This is a genomic window from Acidovorax sp. (genome assembly GCF_046291265.1).
Lineage (GTDB): Bacteria > Pseudomonadota > Gammaproteobacteria > Burkholderiales > Burkholderiaceae_C > Acidovorax.
The window spans coordinates 20,184-40,506 of the sequence record NZ_JBKBTV010000023.1 but is presented as its reverse complement, the minus strand read 5'-3'; the positions used below and the strand labels follow the sequence as shown (position 1 = coordinate 40,506).

Sequence of the window (20,323 nt, the reverse complement as noted above, 5' to 3'; positions counted from 1 at the left end):
CACTCCTAAACACTTCGTATCATGCGATGTGTACGGTAAACCGGCGAAGCCCAAATAGGTTCCGTACTACAACATAGGCTGCTATCGTGCAAATCTTTGTTATCCAGCGGATCTAAACGCCGTCTCCTCTAGCGCCGTTAAGGCAGACCATCCAAAGAAAAAGCAAATGAGTACATCGCAAACAAGTGCCAAGCCAAGTGATATGAGTGTTCCACGAACGGAGTTCCTGCTCGAGATGTATCGGCAGACGTCCAATCACCTGAATCGCCATGTTCTCTTGCTGTGGCAAAGCGTCGCACTCCTTGGTGGCGCCTACGCGGCTTTCGCGTTTCAGGAAAAGAATGTCATCTCCATCCACCATGCGACTGCGATAGCTCTCCTGTTGTGCGGGTGGTATTGCGCGAACGTCTTCGACGCGTACGCATGGTTTGACCGAAACCTGGTGATTATTACCAACATTGAAAGGCTGTTTCTCGAGCAGCAAGACGTATCGCTCGTACACCCTTTCTTCCTGAACCACAGGGAAGCCAAGGATCTCGTCCAGCACTTCAGGATTCAACTTTTCCTGGGCGTGATGATTGCCGTCATCGTGGTCGTCGTGCATCTTTTCAAGCAGGTGCTTCCGAGCCTCAAGATACCAAACGGGATCTTCGACGCGGAAGTCGCCCTCCCCTACGCAGTGCTAATCATCTCAATCGGATACTGCGCGTACATCCGGCATCAGGTGATAAAAAACGCACTCAAATTGCGCGCGTCCTCTCCAGGGTTGACGCCGTAGTCTGCTATTTCTTCGCGCCGGCGCGGTCGATGATGTCGATGTCTCATCTCACAACCCGCCCGTCAGGACTTGACTTTCCTAGGACGTGCACCTTTCTCAACTTGACCACCAGAAACAGCGCCAATATTCACTGTCTCGAGGCTTGTGTACCAAGGGCGCCGAGCCTTCACATTGCTCGCCATCTTTTTGAGGTCAGACATCAGCATTTCGTGCCCTGCTCGAGTGTCTAGCCCGGTCACTGCCCACTGCACTTCAAAGAAACCTGGCTCAAGCATCCTCAAAACCTGCCTGACACCTTTCGCCAGGACTTCCGGATCGGAATAGTCGATGTCGTCTTCTGCGTACACCAACAACTTCTCCAGAGCATCGCAAACGTATGCTGTAAGTGCCTGTACAGAAGCTTTTTCGAGCAAGTGAGACTTTTCGTTCCACATGTCGCCCCACTGTTCTTTGATAACGGTCCAAACGCCGGCAAAAGTATCGAGCTCAAGTTCGCCAATAGAAAGCAGCGAACTCCTGTTCTGTACTTCACTTAGGCCCGATTCCAAGGCGTTGGCAACCACAAAACCCTTCTCATTCTTTGCCCATTTCAGCTGACCCTTGAACGGGCTGTCAGCACCGCCGTCAAAGTAATCCAACGCTGTAATTTTCTCTGCGTCGACGTTTGTACTTCCGCTATCGAGCATCCGCTGCAGAAGCGCCTCTTCTTTGTATGACGTGAACAACGCCTTGACTTGACTTGGATTAACTTTTGAACTGTTGTTGTTTATGACGAGAAATTGAAAGGCACCCTCCGTATCATCGGCGCCTGTAATACCGACGACATTAAGGTCAATATCAGCGTCATAGTCGTGAGCTCCGATTACGCGGTGCTGCCCGTCAACAATGATCCCCGCAGCCACAGTCGGCTTCCAACTAACCGACAGGACACCGATACCGTCAGAGGTTGAGTTAAAGTCAACCATCTTGTCGTTGAACACAATGACAACTGATGTAGCGATGGTATTTCCGGGGAAGTCCAAAAATTCCTTAATGCGGAGAACCTTGGTTTTGTTGAGTCTTCGTTGAATCGCCTTGGGATTCGTGGGTGACATCCTATCAATCAAGCCCCATTGGTAAATCTCGGAAGCGGGGGCGTGAAACAAGTAGAAGCGAACCCCGGTTGAATCGGTGCGTTGAATATTCTCCAGAGCCGGATACTCACGAGTTTGAGTTGTAGATTTCGCCGCAACGGCCTTTTTTGCCGGTGTCTTGCTCGCGACTGTCTTCTTTGCTGTAGCCATATTTCACTCCGTTGCGTTCTGCAAAATCTCAAAAAATGTGTACCGAACGCCTTTTTCTAGGCTTATAGCCGGTATTGCCGGATTAAGGTGTCTTGCCGCATCTTTAAGCGACATCTTTCCAAGTGCCAGCGTGGTTTGCCCACTCGCAACTTTCATCAACCTGTGAAGGGCGAGGGCAAGCAGAATTTCTCTGGGTACAGATCCATTCTTATCTAGCTTCTCGTTGACGGCCTGCGCCGGGAACCATGCCCAACTAAATGCGTGCTGACGCGCCGAGTTGCACTCTTCGCACGCAATAGTCAGATTCTCAGGTGCAGAGGTGCCTCCAAGAAACTCAGGCCAAAGATGCTCCACCGTTGCCTTAAACGCAGGTAAAGTCCCGCGCTTACGCGCCGTAGTTACGCCGCACCAGCAGCACATATTCGTGCCGTTTCGGTGAACTTCTCCAATTCGCGCCGGCGTCAATTTTCGGTGAATATAAGCAAAGGCCGCTAGCCTCGTCGACTGCGCAAGTCTTAAAAGAATCTCCGGCGCTTGATGTAGCCCCACTTGCAGTCGCAGTCGGTGAATGAGCGAGTCCACTGAAGCGTAGGGACTTGCGGTGTACAGGTCCACGCCAGCATTGAGGCAGCGATGAGTAAGTTCCATTGATACTGCAAGGCGACACAATTCAGATAGACCTGCCGGCGACACCACCCAACTGTTGGACTTGAAGAGATCCGGAACGTTTGGTGCGACGAACTGATAAATGGACAAGAACAACCGTTCCCCGTCGGTTTCTGGCACCCACTGAGCGACATTGGAAAAGGTTGCCACGCTTGATCTCTCTTTGCTGCAAAGACTTAAATCTACGAAAGCCCAGTCTCGCTGACCCTTAAGGTACAAGAGTCCCCAATCGATTCGCGCCAGACTTTCACCGAGTGCAATGTGGCCGTGGTCTGGAGCCGCTTCGCTATATACAGGCAGAGGTTCTCAAGCGTCGGCTGCCCGAGATCTCGCACATCGTCAAGCAACCGGTGGTCCAGTTCATCGCGCAGAATTGCAATGTCCCGACGGAGATGGCCAAGGTCAACAACCATGCCGGTCGTTTCATCCTTGACGCCGGTCACACCGACTTCCACCTGATAGGTATGTCCGTGAATGCGTCTGCTCGGCTCGACGTCGATTTCCCTGTTGAGGGTGTGTGCGGCATCAAAGAAAAACCGCTGGCTTAGTTCGAATGTCATCGTATGCCCACCATCTTGTGGGTCTGCACGCTGAGGCGCCAGCGCGGGTCGCGCATGCAGTAGTCGATGGCCCATTGGGTGTTCTCCCTCAACAGTGGGCCATCCATGGGCTGCAGCAGGTGCCGGTCAAAGCTTAGCCTGATCAGGGCGTCAAGATCCAGGCCAGGCTGCGGCACGACGACTTTGAGTTCTCGGCCTTCTCTGACCTTAAGCTCGGTATTCGCCTTCGGGCTTACGCAGATCCAATCCAAGCCATGCGGCGCTTCGACTGTGCCATTTGTTTCCACGGCGACTTCGAAGTCGCTTGCGTGCAACGCGCAGATCAACTCAGCATTCACCTGCAGCAACGGCTCTCCACCTGTCAAGACCACCAGTTTCTTACCCGCGGCCGTCGCGGGCCAATGTGCCGCTACCTCGGAGACCAATTCGGAAGGTGTTGCAAACTTACCTCCGCCGGTGCCGTCCACGCCAACAAACTCCGTGTCGCAGAACTTGCACTGAGCGGATACCCGATCGACTTCCCGGCCTGACCAGAGATTGCAACCGGCGAATCGGCAGAAGACTGCGGCCCTGCCGGCATTCCCGCCTTCTCCTTGCAAGGTATAAAAGATCTCCTTAACCATGTAACTCATGGGCGAGTCTCCTTTTGCCAGTTGCTGTATCCCCCAGCCCTTAGCTCGCACGCCGGACAGGTACCGCAGCCGAATCCCCACTCGTGCATGTGCTCACGGTCGCCCCGGTAGCAGGTATGCGTGTCTTCCTGAATGGTCTTAACCAGTTTGTCGCCGCCGAGCGTCGCCGCCAACTGCCACGTCTCGGCCTTATCGATCCACATCAGAGGCGTCTCGATCACCAACGGGCGCGCAATGCCAAGGCTCAAGGCGACCTGCATCGCCTTCATCGTGTTATCCCGGCAGTCTGGGTAGCCTGAAAAGTCGGTTTCGCACATCCCGCCTACCAGTACGGTGCAGCCCCTCCGATAGGCGACCGCGGACGCCAGCGTAAGGAAGAGTAAGTTCCGTCCAGGAACGAACGTGTTGGGTAGCCCGTCGTTCTGAAGAACGATTTCCGCATCTTTGGTAAGCGCCGTATCGCTGATCCTCCCGAGTACGCCGATCTCGAGCAAGTGGTCTTCGCCAAGCCGCTCCGCCCACTGGGGAAAGTCGTTTCGGATGCGGGCCAGGACGGTGTGCCGGCAATCCAATTCAATGCGGTGGTTCTGGCCGTAGTCAAACCCGATCGTCTCGACGTGCTCATACTGATTGAGCGCCCACGCCAAGCATGTCGTGGAGTCTTGCCCTCCAGAAAAGAGGACGATGGCCTTTTTCGCAATCATTTCGTCTTCCTTTCTTTTGTGCGCTGCTTGAGGGCTTCCGCGCGCTTCACCCTGCCAACAAGATGCAGGGACAGCCGCTGGATCTGTCGTGGAGTGTTCTCGACCTCATCCCATTTGGCGACGGCGCCGTCAACGAACGTCCAGGCGCCAGAGGTCCAGGCGGAGTTCTTCACCAGCGGCTGCAGCCCTTCGACGAAGTCCTCAACCGCGATGCTGCCCGTCCGGCTGTAAAGCGTTTCCATGACGTACCCCATGGACACGACGCCCGCACCGTGCACAAGGCGAGATGTGCGGGGCGTGTGATCGTGCCAAGCCTTGGGAAACACTTGCGCGACAGCCGCATAGAAGTTGCTCAGCAACTGATAGCCGAACTCCATGCGCGTGTTGACGTCGGCGTGGTCCCGAATCGCGCCGCTGTCAGCAGAATTCATGATGACCTTCTGCAACGAGGTGTCCTTGATTGCCCCACCGGGGTTGGTGTGCATGGCAATCTGGCCGTGGAGAGACGACTCGGGACGGTAGTTCAGCAACTCGACAAGCTTCGCCGCGAGCGCACGCGAGGTGAGGCGCTTGGGCAGCGCTTTCACCTCAGGCAGCAGTTCGTAGATCAGGGACTTCGGTAGCGGTCTGGTGTTGTTGATCAGAATGAACTGCCTGCGCAGTTCCTCCTCACTGTCGCAGACAACGCAAGACACGAACACCTCGAAGTCGTCGCGTCCCGTTTTCGCGAGCGCCGTCAGACGTTGCTGCCCGTCGACTACAAAACCGGGTTTTCCACCGGCGGTCGAAATTGAGATTTCCACGACACCGTTGCCTAGAGCCTTAATTTTTGTTCCTCCCAGGAATCCCACAACAACGGCGTTGGGCAGCACGGCTTCAGGCTTCCGGAGGTAGTCTTGGATCTCCTGAATGTGTCCCGCGATCTGGGGTCGCTGGAAGCCGAACAGTTTTCCGTTCTCGGAACGGCCTGCTCGGCTGATCTCGCAGGTCGCCAAGATGTCGCTCGCCGTGGCTGCGAAAGCTAAAACATGCGCGCCGGGCGCCTGTTGTGCCGCGACCGCGCGGTACTTGAACGTCGAACTCATTGTGCGAACTTCTTGAAATGTTGGTTGTAGACGGCCAGGTTGTGAAAGCCCCGTCGTTTGTTCCGATTGCTACCACGGAAGATCACGGCATCGATGCCAGCTTCACTACAGACACGGCAGTTGCATCGCTTCCAGGGCGTTTCGTCGAGCGTGCGCTGGAGGGCCGCTTTGGCCTTCCCAAAAGCAATCTCATTGGCGGTCGCGCTTTTTTTGGCATCCCACAGAAATTCACGGTTGTAGTTAAGCACGGCATCGCATGCGTGTTTGCTAGAACCGCCGTTCTTGTCGTACAGCCTGAGTTCGCGCAATGCGCCCTCCTCCAGCTTGACCAAGCTCTCCTGGTCGACGCCGGATTCTTTGGCCTTGCGCTTTAGCCGTGCGTTTTCAGTCGCCTGAGGAACACGTATCGCCGTGAAGTACTCCAGGCCGCCGTTGGTGCCCGGCAAGTAGTAGTTCGCTTTGGCATCCTTGAACGCACGCGTCAGTGGCGAGGTGCTGTCGAAGCTTGCAATACCGTAATCCGTAAACTCGTGAATCTGCTCCGCTTTTGCGAATCCGAGAATGTGCAGCTTCACCTTGCTGGAGATCTTCTGCCGGATTGCCTGCAGACATTGATGCACTTGATCCGCAGATAGAGGCACCATCCCGCCGATGGCCAGATACGTGTAGCCCATCTTCTCCAGACGTTGACCTGCAACGGCCATACTGTCGGGCGACCATCCCTGAATTACGCCCAGAGGCGTAAAGCCTTTGCCCATTGCCTTGGAGGCCTTCAAGAAGGCGGCAGCGTTTTCCAGCGTGATGTCGAAGCGCCGGCGGGCTTCAGGTGTGCCGCCTTCCATCCCTCGACTCTCTGGCAAAAAGTCGAAAATGATATGGTCTACCGAGCACCCGTGTGTGAAGCCGCCGTCCGCATAGAAATCGAGCATCATTTCTGGCGTGTAGGGCGGTACCTCTCGGTCCACATACGAGAACGCGCCACAGTCCCCGAAGATGTCCATCTTCGCGAGCTTGCCTTCCATTCGGAGGAACTTGCGGGCGCCTACTCGGCGGAACCGCATCATCAGGTCTTCCGGGTACTTTCCAGGAAACATGTCATCACCGACGATGCCGCGCGATACCAGAACGCCTTGGTAAGGCGGCGTTGGAAAAAATTCATGTGGATAGACGTCACCCCAGTACATCTCGCGGTCCGCGCCCGCCCGATCCGCTTCGAAGTCGAAGGTCGGATCGATCATGTCCATGGAGTCGGCGAAGATGAATTTCATCGCTTGATCTTCTGGGCATAGAGTTGCACCAGGGCCTGCGAAAGCATCTTGACATCCTGCGGCGTGTTCTGGATCTGGTCCCATTCCCTGTCGAGGCCCTTCCAGGCCCCCTCTGTCCACGCGCAGTCTTTCTTGATGCGCGCGAGTTCTGTGGCGAAGAACTCCCGCTGGCGCTTTCGCGTCGTGGCTCGCGCGGCGATTCGATCCATTAGATCGCCCAGCGCTGCGATACCGGTCGAATGCATCAGCCGGCTTTCTGAAGGGGGCTTTCCCCAAGCGTCGGGGAAGGTGTCGCGAACAGCAGACCAAAAATCGATCAGCGTTTGCAACATCAAACTGGCGTCGCCCGTTTCATCGCCAAGCGCTTTGAAGTCCGCCAATGCACCATTGGGATTGTTGAGGCTGCGCCTGATCATGTCCAAAATAGCGGTGTCTGTGACAACGTGTCCAGATCCACTGGCCTGCGAAGAGCGTTTGATCAAGCCTTTTAAGGGCGATTGCTCATGCGAGTTGAGCGCGTTGCACAACTGGCTCGGCATTTGGCGCGTCGTAAGATCGCGCGGCAGGGAGACGCCCTGGGTTTCGGGCAGGAGTTCGTCGATCAATCGTTGGGGCAGCGGTTTGGCCCGGTTCACCAAGATGAACTGCTCCCGTTGCACGTGGATCGAATTTGTCACGAAGGCGACCACCGGGACAACTAGGCCGGGATTCTTCGACTTGGACAGTGCCAGCGATCGCTGTTGGCCATCGACGATCCAAGCGAGGCGCTGCCCCGGGTCCCGCACCGGAATGTGAAGCCGGCCCAACGACGAGCCCTTGACAGTGACTTCCTTTGCTGGACTCCCGCGGGACCCCTCAAACTTGATAGTGGGCTCCAGAGCCAAAATGATCGCGTTCGGGAACAGCATCCCCCCTTCGTCCAGGTACTGCTTGATTTCGTTGACGTGGTCGCGAATCTCCTGGCGTTGGAATCCTTCCAGTGCATGGTTTTTGTCGCGCTGCAGCCGACGAATATCCGCAATCTGCAGCAAATCGCTGCCGGGAAGGAAAGTGAGATAGATGGTGGTGTCGCCCTGCTTCGATTTGACAGCAGGAGCGACGACGATGTGCGAAGATTTTTTCTGCTGCGTCATTGCGCTTCCCACGCTCTGAAAAAGCGCTTTTGCTCACAGGCGTAGCCGAGGTCTCGCCTCAGCATGACCAGCGCGCTTGTTTTCGATTCGCCGCCCTTCTTAAATGCGCGGATGTGACTCTGTAAGGCCGCGGTATCGAGCCGCTTCCGGTCAAGCCGGTCAGGGGCCTTGCGCCTAGAAAGGGAAAGGCGTACGCGCTTGGCATGGTCTTGCGGCGATTGAATGCTGTCATCACGGCAGACGAGGCGCACGAAATGACTCAGCGCTCTGGCCGCAAAATCAAAACGGGTGCCCTGCAACCCGATCTCCGCGTCATTGAGGCGATCGTCGTACGGCATTACCGAAGCCTGCAGAACCTCAGGCAGGGCATTTGCCCGCGTTGGACCCACAATGCGCAGCCGTGCAACCTGCGCGGCGGTTAGGCTCGCCAGTTCATCCTCTACCATCTCTATGTAGGGACGGGTGGCTGCGAGGACCAACATTGCCTTGGGACGACCGCTCAACAGCTTCGCCAAGGGCCTGGCACGCGGGAGGTCATGAAGAGCAGCCCACCATTCTGAGGCGGTGAAGCGCCCAGCGCTTGATCGCGACAAGATGCAATCGTCAGTGTTGCGCGCAACCGATAGGTTGTAGGGCCGCACCGGCGTGTCCTGCCTGATGAACCCCATGCCGGCCGAGAGCACGTACAGGTCCGCGCCGACGCTATCAGCTGTCTGGCTAGCCAGCGCGAATGCGCGCCCTGAATAGAGTTCGCGGGCGGGGACCGCCCTCACGTTGGAGTTTTTCACCCGCGATCGCCACTCTTGCGCTAGTTGCGCAACCTCTCCCCGGCGGAGGTCGCGCGCGCTAAGGCTTCGGCCGGCCTCGGCAGTTTTTCTAGAGGTACAGTTTACGGCAACAATTAACTGCATAGCCCCGAAGGATACAGCAAAATTACTGCATCTCTTCTACGAGGGCGGACCGCAGTTATTACGGCGCTTCAGGTGCAGCCGGCACGCGAGGTATGGTCCAACCGGCCTGCTGCGGACAGAAGGTTCTGAAGTCGCAGGCATCGCAAGTGGACTTGTCCTCGCAGTTGGGGCGCCACACCGATCCGATACTGCCTGACCGCCCTTCGTCTGCGATCAATGACTCAATGCTGCGCACGACATCGTCGAATTCGGTGGTGGCGTGCGCAATGGCTTCTGGCGTAGCGGGTACAACTCGGACAGCCCTGCGCCAGCGGTACTCCATCGACAGCAAGTTCTCTGTGTCCATGCCGGGGCGCCACCGGTCCAGCCGCCCGCGCTCCTCTGCCGTCTTCGGGAGTTCGTCCGTTGTCCCCTCCGAGATGCCCCGCTTGAGGTTGATGATGTCGTCGTTGCCGGGCGACAACTCATTGATGTAGATCAGGATGCCAGCGGCCACCTTCACCGGTGGGTCCTTGCGGTTTCGCAGCCAGGCATAGGTGTGGACCTGCCACTCGCCCTGCTGCCAGTACGCTGAGTCCTCATTGGGGCGGTGTGCACCCTTGTAATCCACCACGACTTCGTACTGGTCGGGCAAGGCCGTGCAGACCCGCTGCAACGCCTCCCGGAACGGGTTGTTGGGCGGGCATTCGTTGACCTTGATGTGCGACAACACGTCCGCCACGCCCGTCAATTCGTAGCGGTCGGCGCGCAGTCCCGTTGCATTTGGGATCAGGCGCGCGCCGCGCAGCGGCTCTTCAGCGAGCGTGACCAGCGGGAACAGGTACTTGCCGACCAGGTTGATCGCCACCTCGGCGCGCCGGTAAGCGGCTGTGCGCACGTCGCGGTTGCGCGGCCGTTTGCCCTGGTTGGCCAGCGACATCTCGATCTTTTCCCCAATGACGCCGATATCGTGGACCGGCCGCGTCGGATCGGGCGTCTTGCGGGAGTCCCACTCGGTCATCGAGCACGGCCAGGGTTTGCTGAAATCCGTGGTTCCATCCGCCCAGAGGCGGTACGCCGCCTCCATGACGCCGTGGATGAACTCACCGAACCACAACTGCACGGGCCGGGACGGCGGCAGCGCGCTGCCGTTCTGGTAGCGGTACTGCAGACCACACCGCAGGTAGGACAGCAGGTCGCCGGTCAGGCTGTAGCTGGGAACCAGCTTGGCGGGGTTTCGGGTTTCTAGTGCCATGCTCAGATCTCCACAATGCCAAAGCCGCTCACCGAGGCCGGGGGTTTCTTGCCGGGAACCGGCGTGCCTTGCTGCCAGGGCCAGGTGCCCGCCTGCCGCCAGAAGGTGGCGACGTTCCGGATGGACGTGGCGTAGCCGAGCTGATTGGTGTGGCCCACCAGCAGCAGCGCAGTTTGCGGCCGGCTGTATGCCACGTAATAGAGACGGATCAGGTCCTCAAATGTGCGGTCCAGTGAAGTGCGCTTGGTGCGCAGCGCACCTACTTCCGCATAGTCTTTGAGGTCGTCCTCCATCCGGGCCACATTCGACGCCTCGTCGGGAAAGCGCTTGAAGCGCTGCTGCGGCGAATTACGCGAGAAATCGGCACCTACGTCGACGATAACCAGCGGGAACTCCAAGCCCTTGCTCTGGTGGATCGTCATGACGTTCAGGTGGTTCCGTGGGAGATGGGTCAGCAGATCCTCATCGACCTCGACGATGTTTTCCGCGATAGGTGCCAGGATATCCCGCATCACGCTTTCGCGGCTTCTGGTGTGGTGCGGCTCGTCGCGCATCAGCCGTCCCTGATAGGGCGAGAAGGCCGTGGCCTGAGTGGCGCTGCGGGTGATCGCCTCCAAGTACACCTGGAACTCGGGCAAGTTCTGGAACTCCGGGAACCAGGCCAGCAGCTTGTACAGCAGGTCGAGGATCGGCCACTCTTGGGGCCACTCCCGCATGCCGGCGGTCTGCGGCACGCCTGTGCGCCACGCGTTCACGTACGAAGCCAGTGTGTGAGGTTTGTTCGGCGCCGGGTTCGTCGCCACGAAGTCACGCGCGTCGTCGCGCCAGGCAACCATTTCGCGCTTTGTATCGCCATACATGGCCATCCCATCCAGCAACATCTGGTCCGGGTCGACGCACAGGCAGACAAGCCCCAGCATTTGCCGGATCTGCGGGATGTCCTTCAATGCGCGTCCGCGCGGATTGAACACGCTCACGCCGCGGGCCGCCAGTTCTTCCCGCAGCATCCAGGGCAGGCGGGCCTTGCCGGGCTTGCCCATGAACGGGCGAGCGAACTCGTTCACACTGTGGGCCATGAGCACCGCGTCGGCGCAGTCGCCGCCATGCTCGAAACCACGCAGGGTGGTGCTGGTGCCGGCGATCGTGTAGCCGCCGCCGCGAAACACCGTGTGGATCAGGTCCGCGATGCCGTTCGCGAGCGCTTCGGGGGTCGCGCGGAACATGCCCAGGATGGGAACCTGCTTGGACTTGTTCGCGCCCGAAGCAATGATCGACGGCTTTGGCGGCGTCACCCGGGCCGGCAGGAAATTGGGGTCGTTCCCGATGAAGCCATTGCAGAACTTCACGATCGGCTCCGTGGACCGGTAGTTGTCCACTAGGTACTCCATCGCCGGTGTAGGGCGGCCGGTGGCGGCGGTGAACCGGTTGCGAAAATCCCGGAACAACTCCACCGTCGCACCGCGGAACCGGTAGAGGGCTTGGTCGTCATCACCCACAATGGTGACGCTCGCCTTGCCCACCGCCGCCAGGTTGAAGTAGATCGCCTCCTGCAGCGGATTCGTGTCCTGGTACTCATCGATCAACAGCACCTTGGGCAGGTCGATTTTGGCGCGCAGGATCGGGTCCGCGAGCTTGCGCAGGAAATCAGCCTCCAGGAGGGCAAAGTCGTACTGGCCCCGGTTGCGCATCAGCGCGTGCAACTCCCTCAAGCACTGGGCAACCAGTTTGCGGGCCTGCGCATGCGGTCCAGGGGCATTGGCGAACTTGTCGACGTCCGCCAAGTCCTGCACCAGCCTGTCGACCATCAGCTTGGCGACCTCGACCGCCTCCCCCTGCGACGAGGGGGCCTTCTGCTCCCATGTGTAGTTGGCCAGCAGGTCGTCCAACACGGTCTTGTTAGCCGGGTCGCGGTAGATCGCTCCGAACACCGATCGCGAGAAGATCTGGCGGGCGGCGAAGGTCTCGATCATCACGGGTGGAACCTCACCCTGGTGCCGCATGCGCGCGTTCCATTTTTCGCACAAGCTGTCCAGCGTGCCGGTCATGAAGCCGTTCACGTCGCACAACGCCAAGTGCCGCGCTAACTTCTCGTCTTGGCGCTGCGCCGCTACGGCCTTGAAATGATCCAGGAGCACGATGCCCCAAGTGATTAACCGACTGCGAATCTCCGCCGCGGCCTTTTTCGTGAAGGTCGTGATGATGATGTTTTCGGGAAGCACCCCATCGACGATCACATGGCGCAACGCTCGCAAGACCAGCACCGTGGTCTTACCGCTACCGGGCCCAGCAACGATCATGAGATCCGGCGCCAACGGATGAGACAGGCAACTTGCTTGGTGGCTGTTCGGAGGCCTGCCTCCCAGAACGATTTTCGCCAAGGCATCGATGTATTCGGACGCAGTAATCATCAGTGGATTTCTTCTTTGTTGCCGTTACATCTATTATCTAATTTTTGTCGGCATGTGAAATCACGCATGTGCGCTCCTGAGCCGTCCTGCTTCTGCAGCGTTTAACGGACTTTGACCTTCGCGGTGATGCTCTCCGAAGTGGCTTTGGCGCGCATGGGGTAAGCCGAGTTGCGGGAGCCTCCAGGGGACTGACCAAAGGCAATCCCCGCCGCGCAGGCTTAGCAGGCTGCTGAAATACTCTCTTCCAGCCCACGCGCGGCGCTGTGCAAGCGTTGGAAGCTGACCCCCCGACAGTTGCAACCGAAGACCCCGGACATGCGCGGAACCGACACCTTCACCGAGAGCCTGTTCACCATGCGCCGCCTGGGGGGCTTCGTGCCTGCCGATCACCCGCTGCGCCCGATCCGCGCGATGGTCAGTCAGGCGCTCTTGAAGATGGATGGCCTGTTCGCCGGCATGTACGAGGCCGATATCAAGGGTGGGCGCCCCAGCATCGCACCGCAGAAGCTCTTGCGCGCCATGCTCCTGCAAATCTTCTTCAGCGTTCGCTCGGAGCGCCAACTCATGGAGCAGACCCAATACAACCACCTGTGCGTCACCCGGCATTGCCGGGTCGCGCTGTCGTGCTGCGCATCGAGCCGCTGGCGGCGTCTCACCCTTTCGGCATCTATTGCTGACGCCTTCGCGCGTGTCCGCGCTGCGCGCTTCGCTTGCCAATCCGGCAACGGGGTGTGTGGCGATGGGCTGGCTTGCTGTTCCCTTCACCGTATCACGCCGTTCTCGTCGTCAAGGTCTGCGCGCCCTGCCCTGCGGTTGTGCGCTTGCGTCCTGGCGGCCGTCTTCGAACCCTGACCACTGCGCTACGCCGTGCTGGTGCCGGTCTCGGGCAATCCCGCCCGATTCACGGAGCCGACGATGGCACACGATCTCTTCTCTTTCGATTCTTCCGTTCTTCTGGTTCGCGATGTCGCGGGCGACTACCGGCCGGCTGACGCCGGCGAGGTGCTGCAGGCCGCGCAGCGGCTGCTGGGACAGCAGTTGCAGGGGCGCGAGGTGCTGTCGTCGCCGCAGGCGGTGCGCGACTTCCTGCGGGTCAAGCTCGGGGCGTTGGAGCACGAGGTGTTTGCCGTGTTGATGCTCGATGCGCAGAACCGGTTGATCGAATACGTCGAACTGTTCCGCGGGACGGTGAGCCAGGCATCGGTCTATCCCCGGGAGGCGGTCAAGGAGTCGCTGGCGCGCAATGCGGCGGCGCTGATCCTGGTGCACAACCATCCTTCCGGCGTCGCAGAGCCGTCGCGGGCTGATGAACACCTGACGCAGACTCTGAAGGCGGCGCTGGCGCTGGTGGACGTGGGGGTGCTGGACCACCTGATCGTCGCGGGCAACGACGTGCTCAGCTTCGCGGAGCGCGGGTTGCTGTGACACAAGGGGCCTGCGGGCCCTTTGATTCTTTCTTTGTCGTGCGCGCTGCGCGCGTCGCCAGTGGTTCTCCAGGGGACTGGCTGAAGCCAATCCCCGCCGCGCAGGCTTGGCGCCCCTTGGTACCGCCGACCAGGCGGCGCCTGATCGGCCAGTGCATGGTGCCTATGCGCGCTGCGCGCTTGCTCACCTACAAGTTAGGCGCGCCTACGGCGCGCGAGGGCGCTCGCCGCGCGGCCGTGGGTTCGTCGCTCCCCTGGCCGTTGGCCGGGCTTCCGTCTTTCCCCTCCTTCATCGCTGATCCCGCGACCGTAGCCGCCGGTGCCTGGCCGTCAAGGCGCGCAGGGCCGTGTCCTCGCCTTCGGCTGCGGGCCGCACCAACCCTGTCTTGTTTCCTTGACGGCCAGTCCCCGCCGACCCGGTTTTTCGCGGGCGATGAACTCAGGAAAGACGGCGGCAACGGCGACCAGCCCAGGTCACTGCGCCGAACCCACGAAGCCAACACCGGGCTCCGAATCTTGGAATCCGGCTGGTGTGGGAAACCACAGGAGAGCCGCGCATGCAGACACCGACACCTTGAACCCCCTCCCTCTATTTCTTCCTTCACTTTCAACGTCCCAGTGTGGGACAGGAGATTCAATATGAACACCGCTACCCTTCACGAAACCACCGCCATCGCCGCTGCTGTCGCAGCCGTCACGGCTGCGCAGGAACTGCTGCTGATTCCGCTGTCCAAGCTGCGGCCTTCCAGCCGCAACGTGCGCAAGAGCGGCGGCACGTCAATACCCGAACTCGCTGCCAGCATCGCCCGCGTCGGCTTGCTGCAAAACCTCAACGTGGTGCTGGCCGCGGATGGCGAGCACTACGAGGTCGTGGCTGGTCGCCGCCGCCTCGCCGCGCTCAAGCTGCTGGTCAAGCGGCGCAAGCTTGCCAAGGACTTCGAGGTGCCCTGCCTGCTGGGGTCCGATGCGGCGGCACGCACCGTCAGCCTGACCGAGAACGTGCAGCGAGAGGCCATGCACCCCGCCGACCAGTTCGAGGCCTTCGCTGATCTGGTGGCCGAGGGACGCCCGATCGAGGACATTGCCGCCGACTTCGGCGTGACGCCCTTGGTGGTGCAGCGGCGCTTGAAGCTCGCCAACGTCTCGCCGCGCCTGTTGGCTGACTACCGGACTGACGCCGTCACGCTGGAGCAATTGATGGCCCTTGCTATCACCGACGACCATGCGGCGCAGGAAGCGGCGTTTTATGAGTCGCCGCAGTGGCAGCGCAGCCCGGAGGCGCTGCGCGATCACCTCACGCATGAAGAGATCGACGCGGGCCGCGATGCGCTCGCGAAGTTCGTGGGCGTTGAGGTCTACGAGCAGGCTGGGGGGGCTGTGCGGCGCGACCTGTTCGCGGACGCGCAGAACGGCATCTTCCTCACGGATGCAGCGCTGCTGGAGTCGCTGACGAAGGAAGGGCTCATGCCGGTGGCTGAGCAGATGCGGGCCGAGGGCTGGGGTTGGGTGGACGTGGCGCCGCGTGCCACCTACGCGGACCTGCACCAGTTCCAGCGGATGCGCAGCAAGCGGCGCGAGCCGAGCAAGGCCGAAGCCAAGCGCATCGCCAAGCTCGAAGCGCAGCAACGCAAGCTGCAAGACCGCCTGGACGACGAGAACGAGGACATGACGGACGAGCAGGCGCAGACCATGCAGGACGAGATGGACAGCCTGGGCAGTGAGCTGGAAGCCTTCGAGCGCACGCTGGTGGTCTATCCGCCGCGAGGGATGGCGACGGCGGGGGCCGTGGTGTCACTCGACCACATGGGCGGCGTAATCGTGCATCGCGGGCTGCTGCGCGAGGAACAGGCCAAGGCGTTGCGGGAGCAGGAACGCGGCGGGCACAGTGCGGATGAGGAAGCCGAAGACGACAGCGGGCAGCGGGAGACCAAGCTCACCATTTCGGAGAAGCTGGTCAAGCGCCTGAGTGCCCATCGTACCGCCGCCCTGCAGGCCGAGGTCGCCCGGCATCCGCATGTGGCGCTGGTGGCCGTGGTGCACCGGCTTGCGTTGCGCGTCATCCATGACGCGCACTACGGTTCGCCCATCAACATCACCGCCAACCCGCAGGACCGTCTGGAGCAGTACGCGCCGGACCTGGCCGAGGCATCGGCTGCGGTGGGCATGCGACAGGTGCGGGAGGCTTGGGGCAAGCGCCTGCCCAGCGAGCCGGATGCGCTGTTCGCCGAGTTGCTGGCAATGCCACAGCAGGAGCTGCTGTCGCTGCTGGCAGTTTGCGTGGGCTTCACGGTGACGGCCATCGCTTCGCGTGAGGACGACGCCCCGGCCGCTGCACTGGCACACGCCGTTGGGCTGGACATGCATGCATGGTGGACGCCGACCGCAGCGGGCTACTTCGACCACGTCTCCAAGGCCAAGACCCTGGAAGGGTTGCAGGCCTTCGCACCCGGTGAAGTGAACCGGCTCGGCAAGCTCAAGAAGGCGCAGATTTCTAGCGAGGCCGAGCGGCTGACAGCGGGTACAGGCTGGCTGCCTGCGATGTTCCGCGCCCCGGAGGTAACGCCGGCTGACGTCGCAAGCGCTGAACCGATTGGTGAGGTGCAGGCCGATGCCGAAAACCACGAGGACGCGCACGCAACGGCGTGATCCTCATGACTCCCCGGCCGCGAGCCGGGGATCGAGAAATCGGCGCGACGCGCGCGGCAAGTCTGCCGCGCGTTTTGCCTTCCGGAACACCCTGCCCTCTGCTCCATAAGTGGCGCTCTACGCCAATGTTCGCTGAGGTGGGTTGGGAATGCCTGCCCGACACGGGAGCATCGAACAGCACCGGTCGCCCGCATTCCAGCGCACGGATCGAGCCTTCACAACGCACCCGGATACCCATGAACCACCAAGGCGTCAGCGAGATATTCTTTGAAGAGTCCTACACCGTGCCAGCGGACCAGACGGCGAAGTCGCTCTTCGCGCGGCTTCCTCACGGAAGCGGGTATGCGGAGCGACTGATCGAATGTCTGGCCACGGGATACCTGGTGGCAGTGGTCGAATCCATTTGCATTCGCGAGATGCAGCAGCACGTCGATGCCACCACAGAAGTGGTGGTCGGTCGAACCATCCGTATCGACCATCGGGGGCCAATCCCGCCAGGGTCGCCGCTGCGGCTGCGCGGATGGCTCGAACGCCTGGGAGACCGAAGCGCGACGTTCCGCGTTCAGGCCCACGATGCGCACGAAGTCGTCTGCGAAGCGGCTGTCACGCTGGTGGCTGTCCAGCGGGCACAGATGGAATCGCGCATCGCGACAAAGGTCCTGGCGCTCCAATGCCCTGAAAGCTAGAAAAGCGCGCCCCGCCAAATGGCGGAGCGCGGGATACGACTCCACGTGCTGCACTCGAATGTCGTGCGATCGCTTCTGGATGAAGCGGGCTAACAGTCCGTCATGACGACGGCGGCTCACAGAGAGCGTACCGATGCGCATCTCCTTTCACGGCGCAAATGCCGATCCGCTGGCAGCGCCGATGCGGTGGGATCGTTCTTCATTGCTTCGTTGTCGACCGACATGGATCTGGGCTGCGTCGGGGGTCCTGCCGGAACGCTGTTGCAGCGGTGACCGTGCTGGGGCCATGCGTCCTTTCGCGACAGGATCACACCCACAACGGCCTTGTATCTGTCGTGAATCCTGGCGAGGGCACGGCGGCGCTGCACTTCGTTTCGCGCCGCCTCGGGCTTCTTCGCCGCAACCGTCCAACCCGACAAATTTCCCCGACCTACGGTCTTCCTCGCGAGACAAATTTCTCGGGCTTCCCGGTCCTTCACTGCGTTGCGGCCCCTTCGCTTCGCTATGGGATGCGGCGCGCCCGGCCCTCACCCATCGGATCACGCCAAGGCCGCGATGGGCGCGACCTGGTCAACTTCAAAAGGACTTCATCATGGCCAACATCGGCACCTTCACCGCACAGAACGACAGCTACACCGGCACGGTTCGCACCCTGACGCTCAACGTCAAGGTCAAGATCGTTCCCAACGACAAGGAAAGCGAGAACGCTCCTGACTACCGCATCGTCGCCGGCAACTTCGAGATCGGCGCGGCATGGAAGAAGATGAGCCGTCAGGACCGCCCCTACCTATCGGTCACCCTGGATGATCCGTCGTTCCCAGCGACCATCTATGCCCGCCTGGTCGAAGGCGAGGATGGCGCGCACAACCTGATCTGGTCGCGCAGCAAGGGCGACTGAGCGTCGCCCTCGGCGCCCCGCCGCCGGCGGGGCGCTTTTCTTCTGCCACTTCGCTACTTCAACAGGTCGGGCAGGCAGTCGGCGAACGCAGGCTGGATCTTGCTCATGGGCTTGGCGACCGCTTCATCCCATGTCAGGACCGCCAAGGTCATGGCGGTCATCGTGAGCAATCCATTTGAATTGCGCAGGATCTGCAGGGCCAGGTGGACCGGAAAGCCCTCGGACTGGCGGCGCAGTGGGTGGATGCCGCCGTGCACGAACGAGTTCAAGGAGTGCCACGACACGTCCTTGAAGTGCGCCAGCATCTGGTGCGCGGCCGCGGGCACGCTGGGCCCGACACGCTTGCCGATCTGCTCGATCATCTCGCTGGCCGAGGGGAGATTCTTCGCGGCCTGCTCGCTCTCGATGGTCAGCGGTGCGCTGAGCTTTTGGATGGCCAGGTCGTTGGCGGCGTATTGCAGCCACATGGCGCAGGTCAAGGCCTCGAACTGCAGCCGCATCAGGCCAACCGCCGACGTGGCCAATCCCATCGCCATCAAGGCGCGCAGGCTGAGACCGTGCTCGAGCGCAACGGAGCACATGCCGAAGGCAGCCTCACCACGAGGCGAGGGGTCGAACTCGGCGCCGTCGAGCAGGTGCAGCAGCGCTTCGTGCAGTTCGTCGGACCGACGGAGCATGACTTCCAGGGGTTCGTCCAATGGTTCTTGTTGGGGAGCTTCCATACAGGCATCGTATTCGCTCCCTGTTGAGCTGCGCGTCGTCAGACCGGCGCAGACTCGCCCCTGACTCACGGGTTTGCTGATGTTCCCAATTTAGTTAACCCGTATCTGCGTCTGCTTGCCAATCCGCTTTTACGGCTTTACGGCTCCACGGTTCAACGGTTCAACGGCGATTCGTGAAGGCGGCTTTACGCTTCGAAGGGTTTGTTGAATGCCGGATCGCCGGCTCTACGACTCTCCGCAGATTCGTCATCCAGCCCAAAAGTTCTTGTGCGTCTCCGGCGATGCCGGCCGCGCTGTCGTGCTGCGCATCGAGCCGCCGGTGGCGTCTCGTCCCTTCGGGCTTCCATCGCTGACGCCTTCGCGCCTATCGGCGCTGCGCGCTGCGCTTGCCAAGTCAGGTGAGTGGCGCTGGTGGGGGGCTGGCTTGCTGTTCCCTTCACCGTATCACGCCGTTCTCACCGTCAAGGTCTGCGCGTGCTGTGCACGCTGGCGGCCTGGCGGCCGTCTGTCGAACCCTGACGGCTGCGCTGCGGCGTGCTGCTTGCGGTCTCGGGCAATCCCGCCCTGATTCCTTCCAAGGAGAAGACCATGACGAAGCTCATCACGGACGAACAACACGCGCAACTGCTGGCCAACGGCCGGCAGTCCCTCGAACAGGACAGTTTCGATCCCGCCCCGGTGGTCAAGCTGTTCACCCCAGACGCGGGTGCGACCTGGCTGCTGACCGAGATCGACCCGGACGACCACGACCATGCGTTCGGGCTGTGCGACCTGGGCCTGGGCTACCCTGAATTGGGGTGGGTCAGCCTGGCGGAAATCGCAACTGTGCGCGGCGGGCTCGGGCTTCCCATTGAACGGGACTTGCACTTCGCGGCGCAGAAACGCTTGAGCGCGTATGCGCGAGAGGCACGTCTTGCCGGTCGAATCGTGGCTTAGCCAAGACGCATTGGCCGCCGGCGACGGTCGGCGGCCGATCTCGTCCTAGCCCTCTTCCTTGGGAAGACGCGCTTCGGTTTCCAGCATCAGTTCGCCAGCGCTACGGCCCAACGCCCGCGCGATCTTCAGGATCATCGCCAAGGTCGGCATATGCTCGCCGCGCTCGATCTTGCCCATGTGCGAACGCTCGATGCCAGCCTGGTGCGCCAGGGTTTCCTGGGCAACACCATCCTCGGTGCGCAAGGCGCGCACCGCGTCTCCGAAGGCCCGTGCCGGGCCTGCCTCAAATGTCGTCGCGCCGGTCGGCCGCCCGCGCTGTATTCCCTGCTTCTGCATCAACAGAAGCGTT

19 protein-coding genes and 1 pseudogene are annotated in these 20,323 nt (G+C 60.8%); 7 read left to right on the top strand and 13 right to left on the bottom strand.

The annotated features are described in order from the left end of the window. Positions 1 to 166 precede the first annotated feature (166 nt). Positions 167 to 778, top strand: a complete 612-nt coding sequence (locus ACK41V_RS11090; RefSeq protein WP_409781998.1) for a hypothetical protein — start codon at positions 167 to 169, stop codon at positions 776 to 778. A 62-nt stretch (positions 779 to 840) separates the two neighbouring features. Here the strand turns inward: ACK41V_RS11090 and ACK41V_RS11085 are convergent, their stop codons facing one another. The 11 genes from ACK41V_RS11085 to ACK41V_RS11035 all read right to left on the bottom strand — a co-directional run bounded on the left by ACK41V_RS11085 (position 841) and on the right by ACK41V_RS11035 (position 12,662). Next, positions 841 to 2,061, bottom strand: a complete 1,221-nt coding sequence (locus tag ACK41V_RS11085) for a DGQHR domain-containing protein (RefSeq protein WP_409781995.1) — start codon at positions 2,059 to 2,061, stop codon at positions 841 to 843. 3 nt (positions 2,062 to 2,064) lie between these two features. After that, the gene (locus ACK41V_RS11080; protein ID WP_409781992.1) at positions 2,065 to 2,877 is read right to left on the bottom strand and encodes an HNH endonuclease; all 813 of its coding nucleotides are present in this window, start codon (positions 2,875 to 2,877) and stop codon (positions 2,065 to 2,067) included. 32 nt (positions 2,878 to 2,909) lie between these two features. After that, positions 2,910 to 3,287 (bottom strand): 6-carboxytetrahydropterin synthase, encoded by a 378-nt coding sequence (locus ACK41V_RS11075; RefSeq protein WP_409781989.1) that lies wholly within the window; start codon positions 3,285 to 3,287, stop codon positions 2,910 to 2,912. Further along, entirely contained in the window at positions 3,284 to 3,919 is a 636-nt protein-coding gene (gene queE / locus ACK41V_RS11070; protein ID WP_409781986.1) for a 7-carboxy-7-deazaguanine synthase, read from the bottom strand. The genes ACK41V_RS11075 and queE overlap by 4 nt, the downstream gene beginning before the upstream one ends. Then, positions 3,916 to 4,623, bottom strand: a complete 708-nt coding sequence (gene queC / locus ACK41V_RS11065; RefSeq protein WP_409781983.1) for a 7-cyano-7-deazaguanine synthase QueC — start codon at positions 4,621 to 4,623, stop codon at positions 3,916 to 3,918. The genes queE and queC overlap by 4 nt, the downstream gene beginning before the upstream one ends. After that, positions 4,620 to 5,708: a DGQHR domain-containing protein DpdB gene (gene dbpB / locus ACK41V_RS11060; protein WP_409781981.1), complete on the bottom strand. Its 1,089-nt coding sequence runs from the start codon at positions 5,706 to 5,708 to the stop codon at positions 4,620 to 4,622. Before dbpB (ACK41V_RS11060) ends, queC begins: the two co-directional genes overlap by 4 nt. Further along, complete coding sequence (dpdA, locus tag ACK41V_RS11055) at positions 5,705 to 6,976, bottom strand: tRNA-guanine transglycosylase DpdA (RefSeq protein WP_409781978.1); 1,272 nt, start codon at positions 6,974 to 6,976, stop codon at positions 5,705 to 5,707. The genes dbpB (ACK41V_RS11060) and dpdA overlap by 4 nt, the downstream gene beginning before the upstream one ends. Next, entirely contained in the window at positions 6,973 to 8,109 is a 1,137-nt protein-coding gene (dbpB, locus tag ACK41V_RS11050; RefSeq protein WP_409781975.1) for a DGQHR domain-containing protein DpdB, read from the bottom strand. The genes dpdA and dbpB (ACK41V_RS11050) overlap by 4 nt, the downstream gene beginning before the upstream one ends. Continuing rightward, a complete protein-coding gene (locus ACK41V_RS11045; protein WP_409781973.1) occupies positions 8,106 to 8,897 on the bottom strand; it encodes a DUF6884 domain-containing protein in 792 nt (263 codons plus the stop codon). The genes dbpB (ACK41V_RS11050) and ACK41V_RS11045 overlap by 4 nt, the downstream gene beginning before the upstream one ends. A gap of 181 nt (positions 8,898 to 9,078) precedes the next feature. Next, positions 9,079 to 10,254 (bottom strand): PD-(D/E)XK nuclease family protein, encoded by a 1,176-nt coding sequence (locus ACK41V_RS11040; protein ID WP_409781970.1) that lies wholly within the window; start codon positions 10,252 to 10,254, stop codon positions 9,079 to 9,081. Positions 10,255 to 10,256: 2 nt separating this feature from the next. Beyond that, the gene (locus ACK41V_RS11035) at positions 10,257 to 12,662 is read right to left on the bottom strand and encodes a UvrD-helicase domain-containing protein (RefSeq protein WP_409781967.1); all 2,406 of its coding nucleotides are present in this window, start codon (positions 12,660 to 12,662) and stop codon (positions 10,257 to 10,259) included. 315 nt (positions 12,663 to 12,977) lie between these two features. Here ACK41V_RS11035 and ACK41V_RS11030 point away from each other — a divergent pair. The 5 genes and pseudogenes from ACK41V_RS11030 to ACK41V_RS11010 all read left to right on the top strand — a co-directional run. Further along, positions 12,978 to 13,253: pseudogene (locus tag ACK41V_RS11030) on the top strand (transposase); the annotation flags it as partial. A 324-nt stretch (positions 13,254 to 13,577) separates the two neighbouring features. Then, positions 13,578 to 14,087, top strand: coding sequence for a RadC family protein (gene radC, locus ACK41V_RS11025; protein ID WP_409781965.1), 510 nt, complete (start codon positions 13,578 to 13,580; stop codon positions 14,085 to 14,087). Between the two features lie 638 nt (positions 14,088 to 14,725). Then, positions 14,726 to 16,732: a ParB/RepB/Spo0J family partition protein gene (locus ACK41V_RS11020; RefSeq protein WP_409781962.1), complete on the top strand. Its 2,007-nt coding sequence runs from the start codon at positions 14,726 to 14,728 to the stop codon at positions 16,730 to 16,732. 236 nt (positions 16,733 to 16,968) lie between these two features. Then, complete coding sequence (locus tag ACK41V_RS11015) at positions 16,969 to 17,418, top strand: thioesterase family protein (RefSeq protein WP_409781959.1); 450 nt, start codon at positions 16,969 to 16,971, stop codon at positions 17,416 to 17,418. Positions 17,419 to 18,010: 592 nt separating this feature from the next. Beyond that, positions 18,011 to 18,316, top strand: a complete 306-nt coding sequence (locus ACK41V_RS11010) for a DUF736 domain-containing protein (protein WP_409781957.1) — start codon at positions 18,011 to 18,013, stop codon at positions 18,314 to 18,316. A 53-nt stretch (positions 18,317 to 18,369) separates the two neighbouring features. Here ACK41V_RS11010 and ACK41V_RS11005 read toward each other — a convergent pair whose 3' ends face one another. Then, entirely contained in the window at positions 18,370 to 19,038 is a 669-nt protein-coding gene (locus ACK41V_RS11005) for a DUF6988 family protein (protein ID WP_409781954.1), read from the bottom strand. Positions 19,039 to 19,626: 588 nt separating this feature from the next. On the opposite strand from ACK41V_RS11005, the gene ACK41V_RS11000 reads away from it, so the two are divergent. Then, entirely contained in the window at positions 19,627 to 19,974 is a 348-nt protein-coding gene (locus ACK41V_RS11000) for a DUF2958 domain-containing protein (RefSeq protein ID WP_409781952.1), read from the top strand. Between the two features lie 45 nt (positions 19,975 to 20,019). On the opposite strand, the gene ACK41V_RS10995 is transcribed toward ACK41V_RS11000, so the two are convergent. Then, positions 20,020 to 20,310, bottom strand: coding sequence for a helix-turn-helix domain-containing protein (locus ACK41V_RS10995; RefSeq protein ID WP_093303043.1), 291 nt, complete (start codon positions 20,308 to 20,310; stop codon positions 20,020 to 20,022). Positions 20,311 to 20,323: the final 13 nt, after the last annotated feature.

Excerpts from the sequence above, each read along its gene's own strand:
- dbpB (WP_409781981.1), bottom strand. The coding sequence starts at position 5,708 with ATGAGTTCGACGTTCAAGTACCGCGCGGTCGCGGCACAACAGGCGCCC.
- ACK41V_RS10995 (WP_093303043.1), bottom strand. The coding sequence starts at position 20,310 with ATGCAGAAGCAGGGAATACAGCGCGGGCGGCCGACCGGCGCGACGACA.
- ACK41V_RS11090 (WP_409781998.1), top strand. The coding sequence starts at position 167 with ATGAGTACATCGCAAACAAGTGCCAAGCCAAGTGATATGAGTGTTCCA.
- ACK41V_RS11040 (WP_409781970.1), bottom strand. The coding sequence starts at position 10,254 with ATGGCACTAGAAACCCGAAACCCCGCCAAGCTGGTTCCCAGCTACAGC.
- ACK41V_RS11035 (WP_409781967.1), bottom strand. The coding sequence starts at position 12,662 with ATGATTACTGCGTCCGAATACATCGATGCCTTGGCGAAAATCGTTCTG.
- dpdA (WP_409781978.1), bottom strand. The coding sequence starts at position 6,976 with ATGAAATTCATCTTCGCCGACTCCATGGACATGATCGATCCGACCTTC.
- radC (WP_409781965.1), top strand. The coding sequence starts at position 13,578 with ATGGCACACGATCTCTTCTCTTTCGATTCTTCCGTTCTTCTGGTTCGC.
- ACK41V_RS11020 (WP_409781962.1), top strand. The coding sequence starts at position 14,726 with ATGAACACCGCTACCCTTCACGAAACCACCGCCATCGCCGCTGCTGTC.
- ACK41V_RS11075 (WP_409781989.1), bottom strand. The coding sequence starts at position 3,287 with ATGACATTCGAACTAAGCCAGCGGTTTTTCTTTGATGCCGCACACACC.
- queE (WP_409781986.1), bottom strand. The coding sequence starts at position 3,919 with ATGAGTTACATGGTTAAGGAGATCTTTTATACCTTGCAAGGAGAAGGC.
- ACK41V_RS11085 (WP_409781995.1), bottom strand. The coding sequence starts at position 2,061 with ATGGCTACAGCAAAGAAGACAGTCGCGAGCAAGACACCGGCAAAAAAG.
- dbpB (WP_409781975.1), bottom strand. The coding sequence starts at position 8,109 with ATGACGCAGCAGAAAAAATCTTCGCACATCGTCGTCGCTCCTGCTGTC.
- ACK41V_RS11010 (WP_409781957.1), top strand. The coding sequence starts at position 18,011 with ATGGCCAACATCGGCACCTTCACCGCACAGAACGACAGCTACACCGGC.
- ACK41V_RS11015 (WP_409781959.1), top strand. The coding sequence starts at position 16,969 with ATGAACCACCAAGGCGTCAGCGAGATATTCTTTGAAGAGTCCTACACC.
- ACK41V_RS11005 (WP_409781954.1), bottom strand. The coding sequence starts at position 19,038 with ATGGAAGCTCCCCAACAAGAACCATTGGACGAACCCCTGGAAGTCATG.
- ACK41V_RS11000 (WP_409781952.1), top strand. The coding sequence starts at position 19,627 with ATGACGAAGCTCATCACGGACGAACAACACGCGCAACTGCTGGCCAAC.
- queC (WP_409781983.1), bottom strand. The coding sequence starts at position 4,623 with ATGATTGCGAAAAAGGCCATCGTCCTCTTTTCTGGAGGGCAAGACTCC.